Origin of the sequence: Microbacterium rhizomatis, from assembly GCF_008710745.1 — a bacterium.
Taxonomy (GTDB): Bacteria; Actinomycetota; Actinomycetes; order Actinomycetales; family Microbacteriaceae; genus Microbacterium; species Microbacterium rhizomatis.
The window spans coordinates 862,407-882,690 of the sequence record NZ_VYSA01000002.1 but is presented as its reverse complement, the minus strand read 5'-3'; the positions used below and the strand labels follow the sequence as shown (position 1 = coordinate 882,690).

Annotated in this window: 18 protein-coding genes; 15 read left to right on the top strand and 3 right to left on the bottom strand. The window is 69.6% G+C overall.

Annotated features, from left to right (window positions below; all coding sequences use genetic code 11):
* Positions 1-3: 3 nt before the first annotated feature.
* The 8 genes from F6B43_RS12380 (at position 4) to panB (ending at position 7,991) form a co-directional block, all read left to right on the top strand.
* Positions 4-780, top strand: a complete 777-nt coding sequence (locus F6B43_RS12380) for an enoyl-CoA hydratase-related protein (RefSeq protein WP_150449223.1) — start codon at positions 4-6, stop codon at positions 778-780.
* Positions 777-1,655 carry an MBL fold metallo-hydrolase gene (locus tag F6B43_RS12375; RefSeq protein WP_150449222.1) on the top strand — a complete coding sequence of 293 codons (879 nt, stop codon included), beginning with the start codon at positions 777-779 and terminating at the stop codon, positions 1,653-1,655. The genes F6B43_RS12380 and F6B43_RS12375 overlap by 4 nt, the downstream gene beginning before the upstream one ends.
* Positions 1,648-1,923, top strand: a complete 276-nt coding sequence (locus F6B43_RS12370; protein WP_170285647.1) for a LysR family transcriptional regulator — start codon at positions 1,648-1,650, stop codon at positions 1,921-1,923. The genes F6B43_RS12375 and F6B43_RS12370 overlap by 8 nt, the downstream gene beginning before the upstream one ends.
* Positions 1,924-2,052: 129 nt before the next feature.
* Positions 2,053-2,907 (top strand): pyruvate, water dikinase regulatory protein, encoded by an 855-nt coding sequence (locus F6B43_RS12365; RefSeq protein ID WP_343030098.1) that lies wholly within the window; start codon positions 2,053-2,055, stop codon positions 2,905-2,907.
* Between the two features lie 72 nt (positions 2,908-2,979).
* Complete coding sequence (gene ppsA, locus F6B43_RS12360; protein ID WP_150449219.1) at positions 2,980-5,367, top strand: phosphoenolpyruvate synthase; 2,388 nt, start codon at positions 2,980-2,982, stop codon at positions 5,365-5,367.
* A 65-nt stretch (positions 5,368-5,432) separates the two neighbouring features.
* Positions 5,433-6,194 carry a Rossmann-like and DUF2520 domain-containing protein gene (locus tag F6B43_RS12355; RefSeq protein WP_150449218.1) on the top strand — a complete coding sequence of 254 codons (762 nt, stop codon included), beginning with the start codon at positions 5,433-5,435 and terminating at the stop codon, positions 6,192-6,194.
* Positions 6,191-7,039, top strand: a complete 849-nt coding sequence (panC, locus tag F6B43_RS12350; RefSeq protein WP_150449217.1) for a pantoate--beta-alanine ligase — start codon at positions 6,191-6,193, stop codon at positions 7,037-7,039. Before F6B43_RS12355 ends, panC begins: the two co-directional genes overlap by 4 nt.
* A gap of 28 nt (positions 7,040-7,067) precedes the next feature.
* Positions 7,068-7,991, top strand: coding sequence for a 3-methyl-2-oxobutanoate hydroxymethyltransferase (panB, locus tag F6B43_RS12345; RefSeq protein ID WP_150449216.1), 924 nt, complete (start codon positions 7,068-7,070; stop codon positions 7,989-7,991).
* Positions 7,992-8,010: 19 nt separating this feature from the next.
* Here the strand turns inward: panB and cofE are convergent, their stop codons facing one another.
* A complete protein-coding gene (cofE, locus tag F6B43_RS12340) occupies positions 8,011-8,802 on the bottom strand; it encodes a coenzyme F420-0:L-glutamate ligase (protein ID WP_246159929.1) in 792 nt (263 codons plus the stop codon).
* Positions 8,803-8,818: 16 nt separating this feature from the next.
* Positions 8,819-9,325 (bottom strand): GNAT family N-acetyltransferase, encoded by a 507-nt coding sequence (locus F6B43_RS12335; protein WP_150449214.1) that lies wholly within the window; start codon positions 9,323-9,325, stop codon positions 8,819-8,821.
* Between the two features lie 153 nt (positions 9,326-9,478).
* On the opposite strand from F6B43_RS12335, the gene F6B43_RS12330 reads away from it, so the two are divergent.
* From F6B43_RS12330 to F6B43_RS12310, 5 genes are all read left to right on the top strand, one after another.
* Complete coding sequence (locus F6B43_RS12330) at positions 9,479-10,039, top strand: acyl-CoA thioesterase (RefSeq protein ID WP_150449213.1); 561 nt, start codon at positions 9,479-9,481, stop codon at positions 10,037-10,039.
* Between the two features lie 21 nt (positions 10,040-10,060).
* Positions 10,061-13,870: a proline dehydrogenase family protein gene (locus F6B43_RS12325; RefSeq protein ID WP_150449212.1), complete on the top strand. Its 3,810-nt coding sequence runs from the start codon at positions 10,061-10,063 to the stop codon at positions 13,868-13,870.
* A gap of 246 nt (positions 13,871-14,116) precedes the next feature.
* Entirely contained in the window at positions 14,117-14,551 is a 435-nt protein-coding gene (locus F6B43_RS12320) for a hypothetical protein (RefSeq protein ID WP_150449211.1), read from the top strand.
* Complete coding sequence (locus F6B43_RS12315; protein ID WP_150449210.1) at positions 14,551-14,775, top strand: helix-turn-helix transcriptional regulator; 225 nt, start codon at positions 14,551-14,553, stop codon at positions 14,773-14,775. Before F6B43_RS12320 ends, F6B43_RS12315 begins: the two co-directional genes overlap by 1 nt.
* Positions 14,772-15,776, top strand: a complete 1,005-nt coding sequence (locus tag F6B43_RS12310; protein ID WP_150449209.1) for an NAD(P)-dependent alcohol dehydrogenase — start codon at positions 14,772-14,774, stop codon at positions 15,774-15,776. Before F6B43_RS12315 ends, F6B43_RS12310 begins: the two co-directional genes overlap by 4 nt.
* A gap of 79 nt (positions 15,777-15,855) precedes the next feature.
* Here F6B43_RS12310 and F6B43_RS12305 read toward each other — a convergent pair whose 3' ends face one another.
* Positions 15,856-17,871, bottom strand: coding sequence for an MDR family MFS transporter (locus F6B43_RS12305; RefSeq protein ID WP_150449577.1), 2,016 nt, complete (start codon positions 17,869-17,871; stop codon positions 15,856-15,858).
* A 321-nt stretch (positions 17,872-18,192) separates the two neighbouring features.
* Between F6B43_RS12305 and ddaH the strand changes: the two genes are divergently transcribed.
* Both ddaH and rocD read left to right on the top strand, forming a co-directional pair.
* Entirely contained in the window at positions 18,193-19,032 is an 840-nt protein-coding gene (gene ddaH / locus F6B43_RS12300; RefSeq protein WP_150449208.1) for a dimethylargininase, read from the top strand.
* Positions 19,029-20,240, top strand: a complete 1,212-nt coding sequence (gene rocD / locus F6B43_RS12295; RefSeq protein WP_150449207.1) for an ornithine--oxo-acid transaminase — start codon at positions 19,029-19,031, stop codon at positions 20,238-20,240. Before ddaH ends, rocD begins: the two co-directional genes overlap by 4 nt.
* Positions 20,241-20,284 lie beyond the last annotated feature (44 nt).

The window sequence follows — 20,284 nt, the reverse complement described above, 5'->3', positions numbered from 1 at the left end:
TGGATGACCACATACCAAGCGATCGTCACCAAGGTTCGAGGCCGCGTCGCGTGGATCACTCTGAATCGACCAGAGGTGCTCAACGCGCTCAACCACGTCGTGCGAGACGAGGTCGTCGCCGCGGCCCAGGCGTTCGATGCCGACACGGGTATCGGCGCCATCGTCCTCACCGGGTCGGAGAGAGCGTTCGCGGCCGGCGCCGACATCGGTGAGATCTCGGACATCACGGGCACGGAGGTTCTCGTCTCGCGGGTGTTCGACGGCTGGGAGGCGTTCGCCGCCCTGCGGACGCCCGTCATCGCGGCCGTGTCGGGCTACGCGCTCGGTGGAGGGTGCGAACTCGCGATGATGTGCGACGTCATCATCGCCGCCGACACGGCTCAGTTCGGTCAGCCCGAGATCACCCTCGGTATCATCCCGGGCATGGGGGGAGCGCAGCGGCTCGTGCGCACGATCGGCTACTACAAGGCGGCGGACCTCGTGCTCACCGGTCGGATGATGGATGCGGCAGCGGCCGAGCGTGCCGGGCTCGTCTCACGCGTCGTGCCCGCCGCGGAGCTGCTCTCTGCGGCGTCCGAAATCGCAGCCGAGATCGCGGCGAGATCCCTGCCTGCGGTCTACGCGGCGAAGGCGGCGCTGGACACAGCCCTGGAGACCTCCCTCGCCGAGGGCCTCCGGTTCGAGCGCCATGCGTTCGCGGCGCTCTTCGACACGGCCGATCGCAAAGAGGGCATGGCCGCCTTCCGCGCGAAGCGCGCCCCCGAGTTCCAGAACCGATGATCTCGCCGCTTCCCGGGGCCTTCGGAGGCTCGGATGCCTCGGCAGCGATCACCGAGTGGACCATGTTGACGACGCGCATTCTTGCGCCCAACCCCGGCCCGATGACGCTCGACGGCACCAACACGTTCATCGTGCGCAAGCCCGATTCCCACGGCCTCGTCGTCGTAGACCCTGGCCCCCTGGACGCGAACCACCTCCGTCGCATCACCGCCATGGGCAGGACCGAGCTTGTGCTCCTGACCCACCACCATCATGATCACAGTGCTTCCGCCGCGCGCCTGTCCGCGCTCACGGGCGCCCCGGTCCGCGCCGCGGATCCGCAGCTCTGCATCGCGGGCGATCCGCTCCGAGACGGCGAAGAGATCCTCGCCGCGGGCACCCGCATCCACGTCCTGAGCACGCCCGGCCATACGTCCGACTCGGTGTGCTTCCAGCTCCCGCTCGACCGGACGCTCGAAGATCGCTCGCGCGCGGCATCCGTTCTCACCGGCGATACGATCCTCGGGCGGGGCACCGCGGTCCTCGACAGCGCGGGTGGCGGCTCGCTCGTCGACTACCTCGCTTCGCTCGCGCGGCTCACCGAGCTGGGGGCGGTGCCCGCCCTTCCCGCCCACGGCCCGATGATCGCGAACCTGGCCGCTCTCGCGACCGTGTACACCAGGCACCGGCTTCGGCGGACGGCCGACATCGAGCGGGCTATCCGTGCGCTGCAGAGCGCCGTACCTCCCCGACCCGTGACCGTCGAGGAGATCGCTGACGTCGTCTACGCGGATGCTCCTGCGAACGTCCGATTCGCGGCCGAGGCGAACGTGGCCATCCACCTCGACTACCTGGCCGCGCGCGACGATTCCACGAAGCAGGGCGAGCATGGTTGACCTCGGCGTGCTGAAGACCTTTCTCGCGGTGATCGACAGCGGGTCGGTCGTCGCAGCCGCACGGGAGCGGGGCTACTCGCCGGCTGCGGTCTCGCGGCAGATCGGCTGGCTGCAGCGACGGATGGGCGTGCGGTTCTTCGAGCCGGACGGTCGCTCGATCAGGCCGACATCCGATGCCCTCGAGTTCGCGGTCCGGGCGAGGGAGCTGGTCGACGAGGTGAATCGGTTCGAACGCTACTCGAGCCGATTCGGCGCCGCGCGCCGCTGACCCGGTTCGCGAAGCGCGTCCGCAATTGCCCCGACGGCAAATACCGCGTTTCCTTCGCAAGAACTCGCCCTCAACCCCACTCGTTCTTTCCCTACGCTCGCAAACACGTCATCGCGAGAGGAGCACGCCATCGACGCCACGACGGACAGCATCCCGCGTCCTTCGGCGAGCCGCGCCACCGCGCGCCCCGCGTACTTCGTCTCGGACAGCACGGGCATCACCGCAGAGACCCTCGGCAGTGCGCTGCTCGCCAACTTTCCGGGCGTCGCGTTCCACCGCCACACGATCCCCTTCGTCGACACCGTCGGGGGAGCGCGCGATGTCGTGCGCGACATCCAGGCCGCGGCAGCGACAGGCGCGGTCCCGATCCTGTTCGCGACCGTCAAGTCGGCGGAGATCCTCGCCGAGCTGATGGCCTCGGGGGCTGTCGTCGTCGACCTGCTCGGCGGTCATCTGCGCGAGCTGGAGGCGGCGCTGGGGAGCACGGCGTCCGAGCAGCTCGGCCAGTATCACGGTGTCGGCGACATCGAGCGGTACTTCGCGCGCATGCGGGCGGTCGAGTACGCGATCGAGCACGACGACGGGCAGAGCATGCGCGCCCTCGACATCGCCGATGTGATCGTCATCGCACCCTCCCGATGCGGCAAGACCCCGACAACGATGTATCTGGCGCTGCAGTACGGGCTGCTCGTGGCCAACTATCCGTTGACCGACGACGACTTCCCCTCGGACGGGCTGCCGGCTCCGGTGGCGCCCCACCTCGACAAGTGCTTCGGGCTGACCACCACGCCGCTGCGCCTGAGTCAGGTGCGCCACGAACGGCGCCCCGATTCGGTGTACTCGAGCCTCGCGCAGTGCACTCTCGAGCTGCGTCGGGCCGAAGACCTCTACCGCCGCAATCGCGTGCCTTTCCTCAACTCGTCCACGAAATCCGTGGAAGAGATGTCGGCCGTGATCATGCAGTCCATGCGCCTGCGCTCATGACCTTCACCCCGCCTCCTCTTCGACTCTGCGTTTCGACTCGCTTCGCTCGCTCAACGACCGAAAGAAGACCCCATGACGAACAACATCCTCTGGTTCGCTGAGATCGGCATGAACGACGTCGCCCAGGTCGGCGGCAAGAACGCCTCGCTCGGCGAGATGGTGAGCAATCTCGCGGATGCCGGGGTCAGCGTCCCCGGCGGGTTCGCAACCACCGCCGATGCGTATCGCGATTTCCTGTCCGTCGGCGGCCTGTACGACCGCATCCGCTCGACAGTCGAGGCGCTGGACGTGACCGATGTGGCCGAGCTCGCCCGTGTCGGCGCGAACGTGCGCGAGGGGATCGAGCGCCAGCCCCTGCCGGCCGCGTTCGAAGCCGACATCCGCACGGCGTACGCCGCTCTCGTGGCGGGTGACCCCGCACCCGAGTCGGTGTCGTGGGCGGTGCGCTCGAGCGCGACAGCCGAAGACCTCCCGGACGCGTCGTTCGCGGGTCAGCAGGAGACGTTCCTGAACATCAGCGGGATCGACAACATCCTCGCCGCGATCCGGAGCGTGTTCGCGTCGCTCTACAACGACCGCGCGATCGCGTACCGCGTGCACCACGGGTTCGATCACCACGACGTGGCCCTGTCGGCGGGCATCCAGCGGATGGTGCGGTCGGATGTCGGGGCTTCCGGCGTGCTGTTCACGGTCGACACCGAGTCGGGGTTCGACCGGGCCGTCTTCGTGACGAGCTCCTACGGATTGGGGGAGGCGGTCGTGCAGGGGGCGGTGAACCCCGACGAGTTCTACGCGTACAAGCCGGCGCTCCGGGCCGGGCGCCCGGCGATCCTCAAGCGGTCGGTGGGGGAGAAGGCCCTGAAGATGGTCTACGCGGACGGCACGCACGCCGGCGGCAGCACGGTGTTCACCGACGTGCCGGTCGCCGACCGCGGGCAGTTCAGCATCACCGACGCCGAGGTCGAAGAGCTCGGACGGCAGGCCCTCGTCATCGAGGATCACTACGGTCGCCCGATGGACATCGAGTGGGGCAAGGACGGTGTCGACGGCAAGCTCTACATCCTGCAGGCCCGCCCCGAGACCGTCGTCTCGCGCACAGACGGCAACCTGACCCGCCGGTTCGTGCTCGAGGAACCGGGCACGGTGATTGCGATCGGCCGTGCGATCGGGCAGAAGATCGGCGCGGGGCCGGTGCGCGTGATGCGGTCGCTCGCGCAGATGGATCAGTTCCACCCCGGCGACGTGCTGGTGGCCGACATGACCGATCCCGACTGGGAGCCCATCATGAAGCTCGCCTCGGCGATCGTCACGAATCGCGGCGGCCGTACCTGCCATGCGGCGATCATCGCGCGCGAGCTCGGCATCCCCGCCGTCGTCGGCACGGGAGATGCAACGACCGTGCTCGCCGACGGACACGCCGTGACCGTCTCGTGCGCCGAGGGTGACAACGGGTTCGTCTACGACGGCATCCTCGCTTTCGAAGAGGTCATCACAAAGCTCGACGAGATGCCCGAGAGCCCGACCAAGATCATGCTCAACGTCGGCACCCCCGACCAGGCTTTCGCGTTCTCGAAGCTCCCGAACACGGGCGTCGGCCTCGCGCGGCTGGAGTTCGTGATCAACCGGCAGATCGGCATCCATCCGCGCGCCCTCCTCGACTTCGACACCCTTGAACCGGCACTGAAGGCCGAGATCGCGGAGCGCATCGCCGCCTACCCCTCACCCCGCGACTACTTCGTGCAGCGCGTCGCCGAGGGCGTGTCGATGATCGGAGCCGCGTTCGCGCCCGAGAAGGTCATCGTGCGCCTGAGCGACTTCAAGTCCAACGAGTACGCGAATCTGATCGGCGGCGAGCTGTACGAGCCGCACGAGGAGAATCCGATGATCGGGTACCGCGGAGCATCCCGGTACATCTCGAAGGAGTTCCGCGAGTGCTTCGACATGGAATGCGAGGCCCTCACATTCGTGCGCGACGAGATGGGGCTCACGAACGTCGAGATCATGGTGCCGTTCGTCCGCACCGTCGGCGAGGCCCGCGCGGTGATCGAGCTGCTCGCCGAGAACGGCCTGCGCCGCGGCGAGAACGGGCTCCGCGTCATCATGATGTGCGAGCTGCCGTCCAACGCCGTGCTCGCCGACGAGTTCCTCGAGTACTTCGACGGATTCTCCATCGGCTCCAACGACATGACCCAGCTCACCCTCGGGCTGGACCGCGACTCGGGGCTCGTCGCCGCGACGTTCGACGAACGCGACCCCGCCGTCCTCAAGATGCTGTCGATGGCGATCACCGCCTGCCGTACGGCGGAGAAGTACGTCGGAATCTGCGGGCAGGGCCCGAGTGATCACCCCGACCTTGCGGAATGGCTCGTCGAACAGGGCATCGAATCCATGTCGCTCAACCCCGACACCGTCGTCGAGACCTGGCTCCGCCTCGCGAAGCGTCAGCTCGCGAGCGTCTGACCCTGCAGCGGCGAGACTAAAATCGACCCACGGACTCGCCCTCGAGCGGGCGTTCTCACGAAGACATGACCCCCACCCCCACCCCGCGCGCCCCCGTAGCGACCGCGACCATCGTCGGTCGCGGTCGGGTCGGGCGCGCGATCGCGGCGGCGCTGAGTGCGGCGGGGGTGGCGGTCAACGGGCCGACGACGCGCGGTGAGGCTGTACCGGATGCCGACGTGATCCTCGTCTGCGTGCCCGACGACGCGATCGCCGGCGTGGTGGCCGGGCTCGGGGTGAGGCAGGGTCTCGTCGGCCACATGTCCGGCGCGGTGACCCTCGAGGCGTCCGGCGTCGGCTTCGGGCTGCATCCGCTGCAGACATTCGCCGGCGGTGAAGGGCCGGACGCATTCCACGGCATCGGCTGCGCGATCGCAGGGCGGTCTGCTGCGGCGGTGGATGTGGCACGCGAGCTGGCGATCCGGATCGGGGCGAGACCCTTTGCGATCGACGACGAGCACCGTGCCGGGTACCACGCGTCGGCATCCCTCGCCTCGAATTTCGTCGTGACGCTGCTGGCGGCCGCAGAGCAGGTGGCCCGCACGGCAGGCCTGGACGGGCCGGATGCGCGGGCGCTGCTGACGCCGCTCGTGAGACGCACGGTCCAGAACTGGGCGGCGGAAGGACCGGAGAACGCGCTGACAGGTCCGATCGCGCGCGGCGACGGCGTGACGGTCGAGAGGCAGCGCGACGCGATCCGCGCCGATGCTCCGGACCTGCTGCCCCTCTTCGACGCGCTCGCCGACTGCACGCGCGCACTGGCAGCCCGAAGCAGGAGCATCGCGTGAGAATCCTTCGACGCATCGCGGAGGTCCGCGCCGCTGTCTCCGAGGCCCGCGGCGAGGGCCGCTCGATCGGACTCGTCCCGACGATGGGAGCGCTCCACGAGGGCCACCTCTCCCTCATCCGCCGCGCCCGCGCCGACACCGGATTCGTCGTGGTCTCGCTCTTCGTGAATCCGACGCAGTTCGCCGCGAACGAAGACCTCGGCGCCTACCCGCGCACCGAGGAGCGCGACGCAGCGCTCGCCGCCGATGCGGGGGCGGATGTGCTCTTCGCGCCGCCGGTCGAAGAGGTGTACCCGGACGGGTTCGCGACGACCATTCACGTCTCGGGCGTCACCGAGGTCCTCGACGGAAAGCATCGCGGGGCGGGTCACTTCGACGGCGTGGCCACGGTGGTCGCCAAGCTGTTCCAGATCGTGGCGCCCGATGACGCCTACTTCGGGCAGAAGGATGCGCAGCAGGTGCTCGTGATCCGGCGACTCGCCCGCGACCTCGACATCCCCGTGCGCATCGTGGCATGCCCGACCGTGCGCGAGAGCGACGGGCTGGCGATGAGCTCTCGCAACATCTATCTCGATCCCGCCTCGCGGGAGCGGGCGACCGCGCTGAACCGTGCCCTCGCGGCCGCGCAGGCCGCTGTGACCGGACCCGAGACGAGCGCAGTCACCGTGCTCACCGCGGCGCACCGCGTGCTCGCACAGGCCGGCATCGAACCCGAATACCTCGAGCTGCGCTCGCCGCATGACCTCGCCGAGCTCGATCGCATAGGCGACGGCGCGCTTCTCGCCGTCGCCGCCCGGGTGGGCGCCGCTCGCCTGATCGACAATCGAATCCTGGAGGCGCACTGATGCGACCTGAACTGAAGGCGCCGGCGGCATGAGCGCCGGCACGATTCCCGCACGCCCGCGTGTGACGATCGCCGGCCTCGCCGACATGAGGTCCCAGCGCCAGCCGATCGCGATGGTCACCGCGTACGACTACCCGAGCGCCCAGATCGCGGAGGCCGCGGGGGTAGACATCGTGCTCGTCGGAGACTCCGCCGCGATGACGGTGCTCGGTCACGAGAGCACCGTGCCGGTCACCATCGACGAGATGCTCATGCTGACGGCCGCGGTGCGCCGCGGTCTTCGGACGCCGCTGCTCGTGGCGGACCTTCCGTTCGGCTCCTACGAGATCTCGGACGAGCAGGCGATCACGACAGCCCAGCGCTTCATCAAGGAAGCAGGGGCGGACGCGGTGAAGATCGAGCGCGGCGGCACGTCCGTCGAACGGGCGCGCGCGATCGTCGCCGCAGGTATCCCGGTGATGGGGCACGTTGGCCTCACCCCGCAGACCGCTTCGACGATCGGCGGCTTTCGCGCGCAGGGCCGCACCGCCGAAGAGGCCGTCGCCGTCTTCCGCAGTGCCCGCGCTCTGCAGAACGCCGGATGCTTCGCACTCGTGTTCGAGGCGATCCCGAGCGCCGCGACCGAGGCGATGATGCCGCTGCTCCACCTTCCGATCATCGGTATCGGCGCAGGCCCGGCCACCGACGGCCAGGTGCTGGTCTTCCACGACCTGCTCGGCATCTACGACGGCCACGCGGCACGCTTCGTGAAGCGGTATGCGGAGCTCCGCGAACCGATGATCACGGCCGTTGCCGCCTACGCGGAGGATGTGCGCACCCACCGTTACCCGGCGCCCGAGCACGAGTATTCGATGCCCGCAGCCGAGACGCAGCTCCTGATCGGGCTCCTGCCCGAACCCGCCCACCCGGGCGACGCCGTCAGCGGGATCACCCCGTCGCCGGCGACGGCCTGACGCTCGGCCGCTCGTTGGACTAGGGCCCGGAGCCGAAGGCCTCCGCGTCACGTTCGTGGACGGATGCCGCGCCCGCCGCGAACCCCTCGGCCCAGGCCTCATCGGCGCCGAGCCGGAACATGTCGCGCTCCAGCGGCCGCACGATCGACCGGGCCCCCGGAAGATCGAGCGACCCGACGAGATCGGCCCGGCCCCGCACCACCGCGATCGGGCGCCGGGCAGCCTTGCCCTTGACGAGCTCGGCGGCCGAGGCCAGCTCGTCGGCGACGCACGGCATGGTGACGGTGAGGGGCCGACCCTCGGCATCCGTCTGTCCGCGGAGGTCTTCGAACACGTGCACGCCGGCGGCGCCGATCGCTGAATCCGTCTGACCATCGCGCCACGCACGGCCGAGGGTGTCGGAGATGATCACGCCCACCTCGATGCCCAGGCGGGTGCGCAGCCCGTGAGCGAGGGCACGAGCGGACGCATCCGGATCTTCGGGCAGCAGCAGCACCGTCCCGTCCGGGGTGTTCGACGCGTCGACCCCCGCGGCGGCTGCGACGATCCCCAGCCGGCTCTGCACGATGCGCGTCACGTGGCCGTCGGGCGACGTCCTCGTGGCGACGACGCGGACGGTCTCGGCCGTGATCGCGTCCTCGCGGTCGTCCGCGTGGAGGATACGGCCTTCGGCCTTCGACACGATCTTCGAGGTCACCACGAGGATGTCGCCGCTCTGCAGCACGGTGGCCCCGGCATCCACGATCGCGCCGACCAGATCGGTGCCGGGCGTGATCTCGGGGATGCCGCCGAAGGCCCAGACCTCGATCACGGAAGGAGTACGCGGATCAACGGACGAACCGCACCTCGGTGAGCGTCTCACCCAGGAACGGCTCGGTGTGCGTCGCACCATCGAGCGTGAAGCCGTTGCGCTCGTAGAAGCGATGCGCGCGCGGGTTGTCGTCGGCGACCCAGAGGTAGACGCTCTCGCCCTCGTCGATCGCTGCGTCGAACAGTCGCTGTCCGATGCCGGTGCCGTGCCATGCGTCCAGCAGGTAGATGAAGTACAGCTCGCGGATCGCCGGTGCATCCTTGTCGCGGGCGGGGCCCGAGCCCACGAATCCGACGATGTCGCCGCCGGCCAGGGCGGCGCTCATGCGGAACTCGGGGCCCTGGGCCGCCCAGTGCGTCCACAGCTCGGCGAGGCGACGGGGCGACACCGCTTCGAGCGCGGCCTTGCTGATCAAGTGGTCGTAGGTCTCGTGCCAGCAGGTCGCATGCACGCGCCCGAGAGCTTCGGCATCGACGTCCCGCACCGGACGGACGACGATGTCGGTCTGCAGTTCCGCTTCCATGGGCCAGACTCTACGCGCCGCCGATGAACACCGGAAATCGAGGCGGGCACGACGCGGAGAGGTCCTGCGAGGCGCCGGGATGCTGTCGCCACCGCTGTAAGAAATCCACAACCGAATCGCAAAATCGTCGGTGGAACAATACGATCGCTCCTCGTGAACGTGATCTGGCGGACGCTCCTGACGATCTGGCGTGCGAAGGCACAGTTGCGGCGACGCGGAGCGGTGCCGCCATCGACGATCGGCCGAGTGCGCGTGACGACGCTGCCGACCGACCTCGACCTGCTCGGGCACATGAACAACGGCCGATACGCCTCGCTGTTCGATCTGGGACGCTTCGATCTGCTCATCCGCACCGGCTTCTGGGACCTCCTCGTGAAGGAGAAGTGGTACGCCGTCGTCGCGAGCGAGACGATCACCTTCCGCAAGTCCCTGGAGCTCTGGCAGCGGTTCGACGTGGAGACGCGCCTCCTCGCGCACGACGACAAGTCGGTGTACCTGGTGCACCGAGCGGTCGTCGGGGGCGAGATCTATGCCGAGATGATCGTGCGGGCCCGGTTCCTCCGCCGTTCCGGCGGCATCGTGGGGCACGACGAGCTGTTCGCCGCGCTGGGGCGACCCGACACCCTGCCGCCGCTCGCGCCGTGGATTCACGACTGGGCCGCGGCGTCCGCTCTCCCGTCGACGCGCGCCGAGGCACCGAGCACCTGGGACTAGCCCGGCCGTAGGCTGGAGGCCATGTCCGACAGTGATGTTGCACCGCCAAAAGCGCCGCAGCCCGACGCCCTGAACTCCGACGAACGAGCCACGCGAGCGATCGACCTCGCCCGCCGCTGGGTGGACGAGTCTGCGGGCGCCGAGGTCGACCCGTCGGCCGAGCGCCTCGCGGGCGTCCTGAAAGACGTCAACGGGCTCCCGTTCACGATCGGATTCGTCGACGGGGTGATGCGTCCGGAGAGCCTGTCTGCGGCAGCATCCAATCTCCATCGCGTCGCCCCGCTCGTGCCCGGGTTCCTCCCGTGGTACCTGCGCAGCGCGGTCCGCGTGGGCGGGGCAATGGCGCCCGTGCTGCCGTCGCCGGTCGTGCCGATCGCCCGCCGGGTGCTGCGCGATATGGTCGGGCACCTCGTGATCGATGCCCGCCCCGACAAGCTGGGCGCCGCGATCGCGAAGCTCCGCGAGGGCGGCGCCCGCCTGAACCTGAACCTGCTCGGCGAGGCCGTGCTCGGCGAGGACGAGGCGCTGCGCCGGCTCGACGGCATCCACGACCTCATCCGCCGCCCGGACGTCGATTACGTGTCGGTCAAGGTGTCGGCGATCGCGAGTCACATCTCGATGTGGGCGTTCGACGAGGTGGTCGGCAAGGTCGTCGAGCGCCTGATGCCGCTGTACCTCACCGCCGCGTCGCCCTCCACCCAGAGCGGCGGCCCCACCTTCATCAACCTCGACATGGAGGAGTACCGCGACCTCGACCTGACGATCGCGGTCTTCACGCGCATCCTCGAAGACCCGCGACTGCGGAGTCTCGAAGCCGGCATCGTCCTCCAGGCCTACCTGCCCGATGCCCTGCCCGCTCTCCAGCAGCTCACGGCGTGGGCGCGCGAGCGCGTCGACGCGGGCGGCGCGCGCATCAAGGTGCGTCTCGTGAAGGGCGCGAACCTCGCGATGGAGCGGGTGGATGCCGTCATGCACGACTGGTCGCTCGCCACATACGACGCGAAGGTCGACTCGGACGCGAACTATCTGCGCTGCCTCGATTTCGCGCTGCGGCCCGAGAACACCGCCGCCGTGCGGCTGGGGATCGCCGGGCACAACCTGTTCGACATCGCCTACGCGTGGCTGCTCGCGGGCGAGCGCGGGGTGCGGGGCGACGACGCCGTCGAGTTCGAGATGCTGCTGGGCATGGCCCAGGGCCAGGTCGAAGCGGTCACTCGCGAGGTCGGGCACGTGCTGCTGTACGTGCCGGTCGTCCGCCCCGACGAGTTCGACGTCGCGATCAGCTACCTCGTGCGGCGCCTGGAAGAGAACGCGTCGAGCGACAACTTCCTCTCGGCGGCGTTCGATCTGGCCGATGACCCCGCGATGTTCGATCGCGAGCGCGACCGGTTCCTCGCCTCGCTGACGCGCGCGGCCGATGACACGCTGCCGATCGGCGCGCGCCGGCAGCAGGACCGGCGGGCGAGCAGCGCGGCTCCCGGCGAAGAGACCGGGCGAAACCCTGCGCCAGAGGGCGGGAATGACGCGCGCGACCCGATTTCTCCCGACGGTTTGACGCAGGCCGTGCTCGGCATCGGGCGGTCTGCCTCGGCGCACGGCGCCGGGGGAGACACCGAGCCGGTGGGTCCGACGATTCGCGGCGCCATGTTCGGCGGGCAGGAGTTCGTCGAGACGGCCGTCTTCTCGTCGCGCGAGTCGGGATCGAGGGCGGCCGGCGCGCCGGGGTTCCGCAACACCCCCGACTCCGACCCCGCCCTCCCGGCCAACCGCGAATGGGCCCGTGGGATCCTCGACCGCGTAGAGGCGTCGACCGCCGGTGATGCGACGGTCGCGGCATCCCGCGTCGATGACGCCGAGACGCTCGAGGCGACGATCGCCCGGGTGCGTGACCCCGCGGCCGGATGGGGCGGCCTTCCTGCCGCCGACCGATCGGCTGTGCTCGCCGCCGCCGCCCGGGCGCTGGAGGCGCGCCGCGGCGAGCTGATCGAGGTCGCCGCCAGCGAGACCGGCAAGGTGTTCGCCGAGGCGGACGTCGAAGTGAGTGAGGCGGTCGACTTCGCGAACTACTACGCGGCCACGGCGCGGGAGCTCGACAGGGTGAGCGGGGCCGTCTTCGTTCCGGCTCGGCTCACGGTCGTGGCGCCGCCGTGGAACTTCCCGCTCGCGATTCCCGCGGGCGGCGTTCTCGCCGCGCTGGCCGCAGGGTCGGGGGTCGTATTCAAGCCCGCCCCGCAGGCGCGCCGGTGCGCAGCCGTGGTGGCCGAGGCGCTGTGGGACGCGGGGGTGCCCCGCGACGTGCTCGCCCTCGTCGACATCGACGAGGGCGCGCTCGGGCGCCAGCTCCTCTCGCACCCCGATGTCGACCGGGTGATCCTCACCGGATCGTGGGAGACGGCGGCGCTGTTCCGCTCGTGGCGGCCCGACCTTCCGCTGCTCGCCGAGACGAGCGGCAAGAACGCGATGATCGTGATGCCGTCGGCAGACCTCGACCTGGCAGCATCCGATCTCATCAAGAGCGCGTTCGGGCATGCCGGGCAGAAGTGCTCTGCGGCGTCGCTGGCGATCCTGGTCGGCCCGGTCGCGCGCTCGAAGCGATTCGCGCGTCAGCTCGTGGATGCGGCGACATCGCTGCGCGTCGGGCCCCCGACCGATCCGCTCGCCGAAGTCGGTCCGGTGATCGAAGTGCCGCAGGGCAAGCTCCGGTGGGCGCTGACGACGCTCGACGAGGGCGAGAGATGGCTCGTCGAGCCGCGGCCCCTGGACTTCGGGCCCGAGACGGCGGGGCGGTTCTGGACGCCCGGCATCCGCACCGGCGTGGAGCCGGGTTCGCGCTTCCACCTCGAGGAGTTCTTCGGGCCCGTGCTGGGCGTCATGCACGCGAGCTCGCTCGCGCACGCGATCGAGCTGCAGAACGCCGTCGCGTACGGGCTCACCGCGGGGCTCTATACGCAGAGCCCCGATGATCTGGCGCACTGGCTCGACAAGGTCGAGGCCGGAAACCTCTACGTCAATCGCGGCATCACCGGAGCGATCGTGCAGCGACAGCCGTTCGGCGGCTGGAAGCGTTCGTCGGTCGGGCCGGGGACCAAAGCCGGCGGCCCCAACTACCTCATCGGTCTCGGCTCGTGGCGGGCATCGGGTGGCGGTGCGCCTTCGGCCACGCTGCATCTGCGCGGCCTGGACTCGCGCATCACGAACGTGATCGAGGCGTCGCAGCCGTCGCTCGACTACGACGCGTTCGACTGGCTGCGTCGTGCGGCGCTCGCCGATGCGATCGCGTGGGATCGCGAGTTCGGCCAGGTCCGCGACGTGTCGGGGCTGGGCGTGGAGCGCAACCTCTTCCGCTACCGTCCGGTCGATGTGGCCGTGCGGGCGACCGAGGATGCCGCGCCCCAGGCGCTCCTGCGCGTCATCGTCGCGGGGCTCCGCGCCGGCTCGCGATTCAGTGTCAGCGCGCCGGCCGGCGTCCCGGCCGACGTGCGTCGCGCGCTGACCGCGCAGGATGTGCCGGTGTTCGTCGAGAGCGAGGAGCAGTGGTTGCAGCGCGCGGCCGCCGGCGCGGGGTCGTCGCTCGCCGATATGTCGGCGGCGGTGGGCGAAGCATCCCCCCGTCCTTCCCGTGTGCGACTCGTCGGTTCACCGTCCGAGGTCCAGCTGCTGCAGCGCGCGCTCGCGGAGGCGACCGGCGGCGATCCGGACGTCGCGGTCTATGCCAACGAGGTGACGACGGCCGCGCGGATCGAGCTGCTGCCGTTCCTGCACGAGCAGGCGATCGCGATCACGGCGCACCGTTTCGGTAACCCCGACGCGTGGTCCGCCCCAGTGATCTGACCCCCCTCGCCCCTGCGCCCCTGCGCCTCCGCCCGCGCCTTCCGCATTTTCCGCGAGACCGGATATCCGCCACGAGAAGGTGGCAAATGCACTCCGTCTCGTGCTGCCTATCCGGTCTCGGCGGAGGTGGCGGGGGGCGGGGGCGCGGGGGGCGGGGGGGCGAGGGGGGTGTCAAGGATTCTTGACACGTGCGACAGCGTGGGCTACTTTGGCGATGTCAAAGATTTTGGACATTGAGGAGTGATCATGGCCTACGAGGAGCGCAACGTCTGGGTCGGGCTGATCGTCACGGTGATCGCGATGACGGCCTACGTGCTCATCGTGCTGCAGCACGCAGCGGACGAACCCCTCATCGACGTGGTGTGGTGGCCGATCATGCTGTGGACGATCGGCCTGAGCATCGTGGCGGTGATCGTCATCAACATCGTGTGGGGCATCATCGCGGGGATGCGGGATCCCGACGGGGTCGGAAAGTCCGATCAGCGCGACCGGGACATCGCCCGCCTGGGAAGCCGGGTCGGCCAGGCCTTCCTGGTGATCGCCGGGATCGGGGTGATCGTGCTGTGCGCGTTCGAGGCCGACTGGTTCTGGATCGCGCACACGATGTTCTTCGGCTTCGCGCTCTCGGCCTTCGTCGGCGGGATCGCGAGCGTGATCGCCTACCGTCGTGGCCTCGTCTGATGGTCAAGCCGACGAAGGTGACCAACACGATCCGTGCCCTCCGCGAGGGTGCCGGACTCACCCAGGTCGAGCTCGCGAGGCGCGTCGGTGTGACCCGCCAGACCCTCATCGCGATCGAGCAGGGCAGATACTCGCCCACCCTCGAGCTCGCGTTCCAGATCTCTCGCGTCTTCGGCGTCGGCCTCGACGACGTCTTCCACTACCCCGAAGGAGCAGGTTCATGACTGATCTCACCAACTTGCGCACGATGACCGCATGGCGGCAGAGCCGCTACGGCGGCCCGGATGTCGTGGGGAAAGCGGACGTCGACGTGCCCGTGCCCGGCCCCGGCGACGTGCTGCTGCAGGTGCGCGCGGTCGGCCTGAACGCCGCAGACCATCACCTCATGCGCGGCACTCCGCTGCTGCTGCGGCTCGGATTCGGGCTCCGCAGGCCCAAGGCCGCGGTACGGGGAATGGATGTCGCAGCCACCGTTGTCGGAGTCGGCCCGGGCGTGACGACGTGGACCGTGGGCGACGAGGTCATGGGCGAGCTGCCGGGCGGCGGTGGGTTGGCGCAGTACGCCGTGGCGCCGGCATCCCGCCTCGTGTCCCGCCCCGATGCGCTGGAGGCCGGCACCGCGGCGGCGTTGCCGATGGCCGGCGGCACGGCGTGGCAGGCGCTCGAACGCGCCGCAGTCGCGCGCGGTCAGCGCGTACTCGTCCTTGCCGCGTCAGGCGGCGTGGGTCATTTCGCGGTGCAGCTGGCGGCGCTGCGTGGCGCCGAGGTGTGGGCGACGTGCGGGGCGCACAGCCGCGGCATCGTCGCCGAGCTCGGCGCGACGCGAACCTTCGACTATCGCGTGACGGATGCTGCATCCCTCCCGCCGTCGTCGTTCGACGCCGTGATCGACATCGCCGGCACCGCGCCGCTGCGTGTGCTCAGAGCCCTCGTGCGTCCGGCGGGATCCGTCGTCCTGGTGGCGGGTGACGGCGGACGCGTGCTCGGCCCGGTGGGGCGCATCGTCCGCGGGGTGTTGCTCTCGATCACCCCAGGCCCCCGCATCCGCCCCCTCGCCGCCGTCGCCAAGCCCTACGTCACGCGTGAGCTGGCCGCGCTGACGGCCACCGGTCGGATCCGCCCGGTGATCGAGCGACGTTACCCGCTCGCCGATGCCCGCGAGGCCCTCGTCCGCATCGACTCGGCCCGCACGGTGGGCAAGCTGGTGGTCGACGTAGCCCCCTAGAGGCGCCGAGACCGGATAGGCGCCACGAGAAGGTGACGAACGCACCAGGTCTCGTGGCGCCTATCCGGTCTCGCGGAATTCAGGGCTGGACCATCACCCCGGCGGTGTCGGCGGCCCGCGTCGCGCGGACGAGCTCGTCGTCGCGCGCCTCGGCCTCTGCCTCGTTGTCGGCGGCCTCCTGGAGAGCCGACTTCGCGCGCAGCGGCGGGGTCTTGAAGAAGAGCGCCAGCACGAAGGCGATCAGCACCACGAACATCGCGACCCAGTAGACCAGCACCGCGGAGGCGTTGAACGCCACGAGGAGGGGCTTGCTCAGTCGCGGGTCGGCGCCGTTGAGGAACGACGTGTCGTTCAGCGCGCTGCTGTCCATCGAGGTCGTGCCGCTCCCCGAGGCGAACTGGTCTTCGATCGTCGGGACGACCGAGTTCACGAACGACAGCCGCGCGGCCGGGTCCGAGAAATCGAGCGTGACCGTGCCGTCGGCCGCGATCTGCGCGACCGGGATCTGCTGCTGGATCTGGGCGGCCGCGGCAGCCTGGGCCTGTGCGACGGCTGCGGTGGTCGCCGCAGCCTGGGCTGACGCGGGGATCGTGCCCGCTGCGACCTGGGCGGCGACAGCGGCGGTCGCCGCATCCGCTGCCTTGGTCAGCCCGGCCTCGATCTGCGCCGTGGTGGCGTCGGTGATGCCGCTCGTGATCGGCGTGTAGATCTGTGCCATGATCGCGGCGTTCTCGGGCGCTGTGGCCACCGCAGGATCGAAGGCGGCGTCGAGGGATTGGGTCAGGGTGTCGGTGTCGGTGAACGAGGTCTGCACATTCGCGGGAAGCACCGTGAACATGAGCGAGAGCAGCACCGCCGTGCCGAGCGTTCCACCGATCTGCCGGAAGAAGGTGGACGCGCTCGTGGCCACGCCCATGTCACGCAGGCCCACCGAGTTCTGGCTGGCGATCGTGAGAGTCTGCATGAGCTGTCCGAGACCGAGGCCGATCAGCAGCATGGCGCCCGCGATGAACCAGTACGACCTGTCGTACTGCAGGAAGGTCAGCCAGAAGAACCCGCCGGTGAGGAACGCCGTGCCGATGATCGGGAACATGCGGTACCGCCCGGTGCGGGCGATGATCTGGCCGCTCGCGATCGACGAGATCATGAGCCCGAGGATCATCGGCAGCATCTGGAAGCCGCTCTGGGTCGGGTTGGACCCGAGCACGAGCTGCAGATAGAGCGGAAGCGTCAGCATCGCGCCGAACATCCCGAACCCGACGAACACGCCGATGATCGTCGCCATGGAGAACGTCGAGGAGCGGAAGAGCTTCAGGGGGATGAGCGCATCATCCTTCATGAGCGTCTCGGCGATCACGAACGCGATCACACCCAGCCCGCCGATGATGTAGCACCCGATCGCGAGCGGTGAGCTCCAGCCCCACTCGCGGCCCTGCTCGGCCACGAGGAGCAGCGGCACGAGCGCCAGGACGACGAAGGATGCCCCCCACCAGTCGATCCGCACCGAATGCACGGTGTGCTTCGGGAGGTGCAGGAACCGCAGCACGATGACGAGGGCGATCAGGCCGATGGGCACGTTGATGAGGAAGACCCAGCGCCAGCCGGCGATGCCGAGGATCTGATCGGCACCGGCGAACAGGCCGCCGACGAGGGGGCCGATGAGGCTCGAGATGCCGAACACGGCGAGGAAGTAGCCCTGGTACTTCGCGCGCTCGCGCGGCGCGAGCATGTCGCCCATGATCGCGAGCGGCATCGACATAAGGCCACCGGCGCCCAGGCCCTGGATGGCGCGGAACGCGGCGAGCTCGAGCATCGACGTCGAGAAGCTGGCGAGGATCGAGCCGATGATGAACACGACGATCGCGAAGACGAAGAGCGGGCGGCGGCCGAAGATGTCGGAGAGCTTGCCGTAGATGGGCGTCGAGATCGTGGAGACGATCAGGTAGGCGGTGGTGACCCAGGCCTGCTGGCTCAGCCCGTGGAGGTCGTCGCCGATCGTGCGGATCGCGGTGCCGACGACGGTCTGGTCGAGGGCCGAGAGGAACATGCCCGCCATGAGACCGACGATCACGAACATGATCATGCGGTGCGTCATGACCGGGGCGGCGCCCGGTGTGCGGATGCGCCCGGTGGCGGTGCGGGAAGCGGCGGCGTCAGACATCGGACCTCGATACAGATCGACGGGAGGGGATGCGGCGACGCACTGCAGAGGCTGTCGTTGTCGCAGGTCAACTACATTACCGCGCCCGCGCGCAACGGTACGCCGATTCCGGCGAACCGGCGATGACTCATGCGAGAATCGGATGCGGCGTGCCCGAGTCGCCCCCTTTCCCCCGCGCTTCATCGTGAAGCCGCAGAGCGAAGGGCCGTCGGGCCTCGAGGACAGCGTCCGCCGCCCCTCTCCTCAGGAGCAGAAATGACGCGAACCGCACACCACCGCCGCTACCTCATGTGCCGCCCCGAGCACTTCACGGTGAGTTACACGATCAACCCGTGGATGGAGCCGGCGAACCCGACCGACACCGCCAAGGCCGTCAGCCAATGGCAGGTGCTGCACGACCTCTACCTCGAGCTCGGTCATGAGGTCGAGCTGATCGATCCCGTCGAGGGACTCCCCGACATGGTCTACACGGCCAACGGCGGGTTCCTCATCGACGGCGTCGCATACGGGCCGAAGTTCCGCTTCCGCGAGAGGCAGGGCGAGTCGGGCCCGTTCATCGACTGGTTCCGTACGCACGGCTTCGACACGCGCGAGCCCGTCGAGGTCAACGAGGGCGAGGGAGACTTCCTGCTCGTGGGCGACACGATCCTGGCCGGCACGGGCTTCCGCTCGACCGACGACAGCCACCGCGAACTCCGCGAGATCTTCGGGCGCGAGGTCGTCTCTCTCACGCTCACCGACCCCCGGTTCTACCACCTCGATACCGCGATCGCCGTGCTCGACCCCGTCGAGGGCGTCGAGAAGGGCGGCCCCGCACACGCCACGATCGCGTACCTGCCGTCGGCGTTCGACGACGCCAGCCAGCGGATCCTCGCTGAGCGCTACCCCGACGCGATCCACGTCTCGGACGAGGACGGCGCCGTGTTCGGCCTCAACTCGTCGAGCGACGGATACAACGTGATCATCTCGCCGCGCGCGAAGGGCTTCGAGAGGCAGCTGCGCGAGCGCGGCTACCACCCGATCACGGTCGACCTGTCCGAACTCCTCCTGGGGGGCGGGGGCATCAAGTGCTGCACGCTGGAGCTGCGCTCATGAGCCTCGACACCAGCGCGCTGCGGATCATCGCCGACGAGAACCGGCACCTCGCCCACAACTACCACCCCCTGCCGGTCGTCATCGCACGAGGCGATGGGGCGTGGGTGACGGATGTCGAGGGAAAGCGCTACCTCGACCTGCTGTCGGCTTACTCGGCGCTCAACTTCGGCCACGGGCATCCGGCGATCCTCGCCGCCGCGCGCGAGCAGCTCGAGCGGCTCACGCTGACCAGCCGCGCGTACCACAACGACCGGCTCGGGCCTTTTGCGACGGCGCTCGCGCGGCTCTGCGGCAAGGACCTCGTGCTGCCGATGAACACCGGTGCCGAGGCGGTCGAGACCGGCATCAAGGTCGCACGCGCGTGGGGCTATCGCGTGAAGGGCATCGCTCCGGATGCGGCGACCATCGTCGTGGCGGACGGCAACTTCCACGGCCGCACGACGACGATCGTCGGCTTCAGCGACGATCCGCAGTCGCGCGACGGCTTCGGACCGTTCGCGCCCGGGTTCGTGCACGTGCCGTTCGGCGATGCCGACGCGATCGACGCGGCGATCGACGCAAACACGGCCGCCGTGCTGATCGAGCCCATCCAGGGCGAAGCGGGCGTCATCATCCCGCCCGATGGGTATCTCGCCGCTGTGCGTGAGATCTGCACCCGGCGCGGCGTGCTGTTCATCGCGGACGAGATCCAGTCCGGCCTGGGCCGGGTGGGCACCACGTTCGCGTGCGATCGCGAGGGTGTGGTTCCCGACCTGTACCTGCTCGGCAAGGCGCTGGGCGGCGGCATCCTTCCCGTCTCGGCGGTCGTCGGCGACGCCGCGGTGCTCGGCGTGATCGGCGCGGGCGAGCACGGCTCGACGTTCGGCGGCAACCCGCTGGCCGCGGCGGTCGGGCTGCGAGTGGTCGAGATGCTCGAGACGGGCGAGTTCCAGGCGAGGGCTGCGGCACTCGGCGAGCACCTCGCCGTTCTGCTCGACGCTCTGGTCGGCCACGGCGTGACGGCCGTGCGCGTCGCAGGACTCTGGGCGGGCGTCGACATCGACTCCGCGGTGGGGACCGGCCGCGAGATCGCCGAGCGGCTGCTCGCCCGCGGCGTGCTCGTGAAGGACACGCACGGCCAGACGATCCGCATCGCACCGCCGATCGTCGTGCGCGCGACCGAGCTGGACTGGGCGGTCGAGCAGCTCAGGGTCGTCCTCGCGGGCTGATCAGGGTCGTCCTCGCGGGCTGAGGCTGAGGGCTCGGCCGCTCG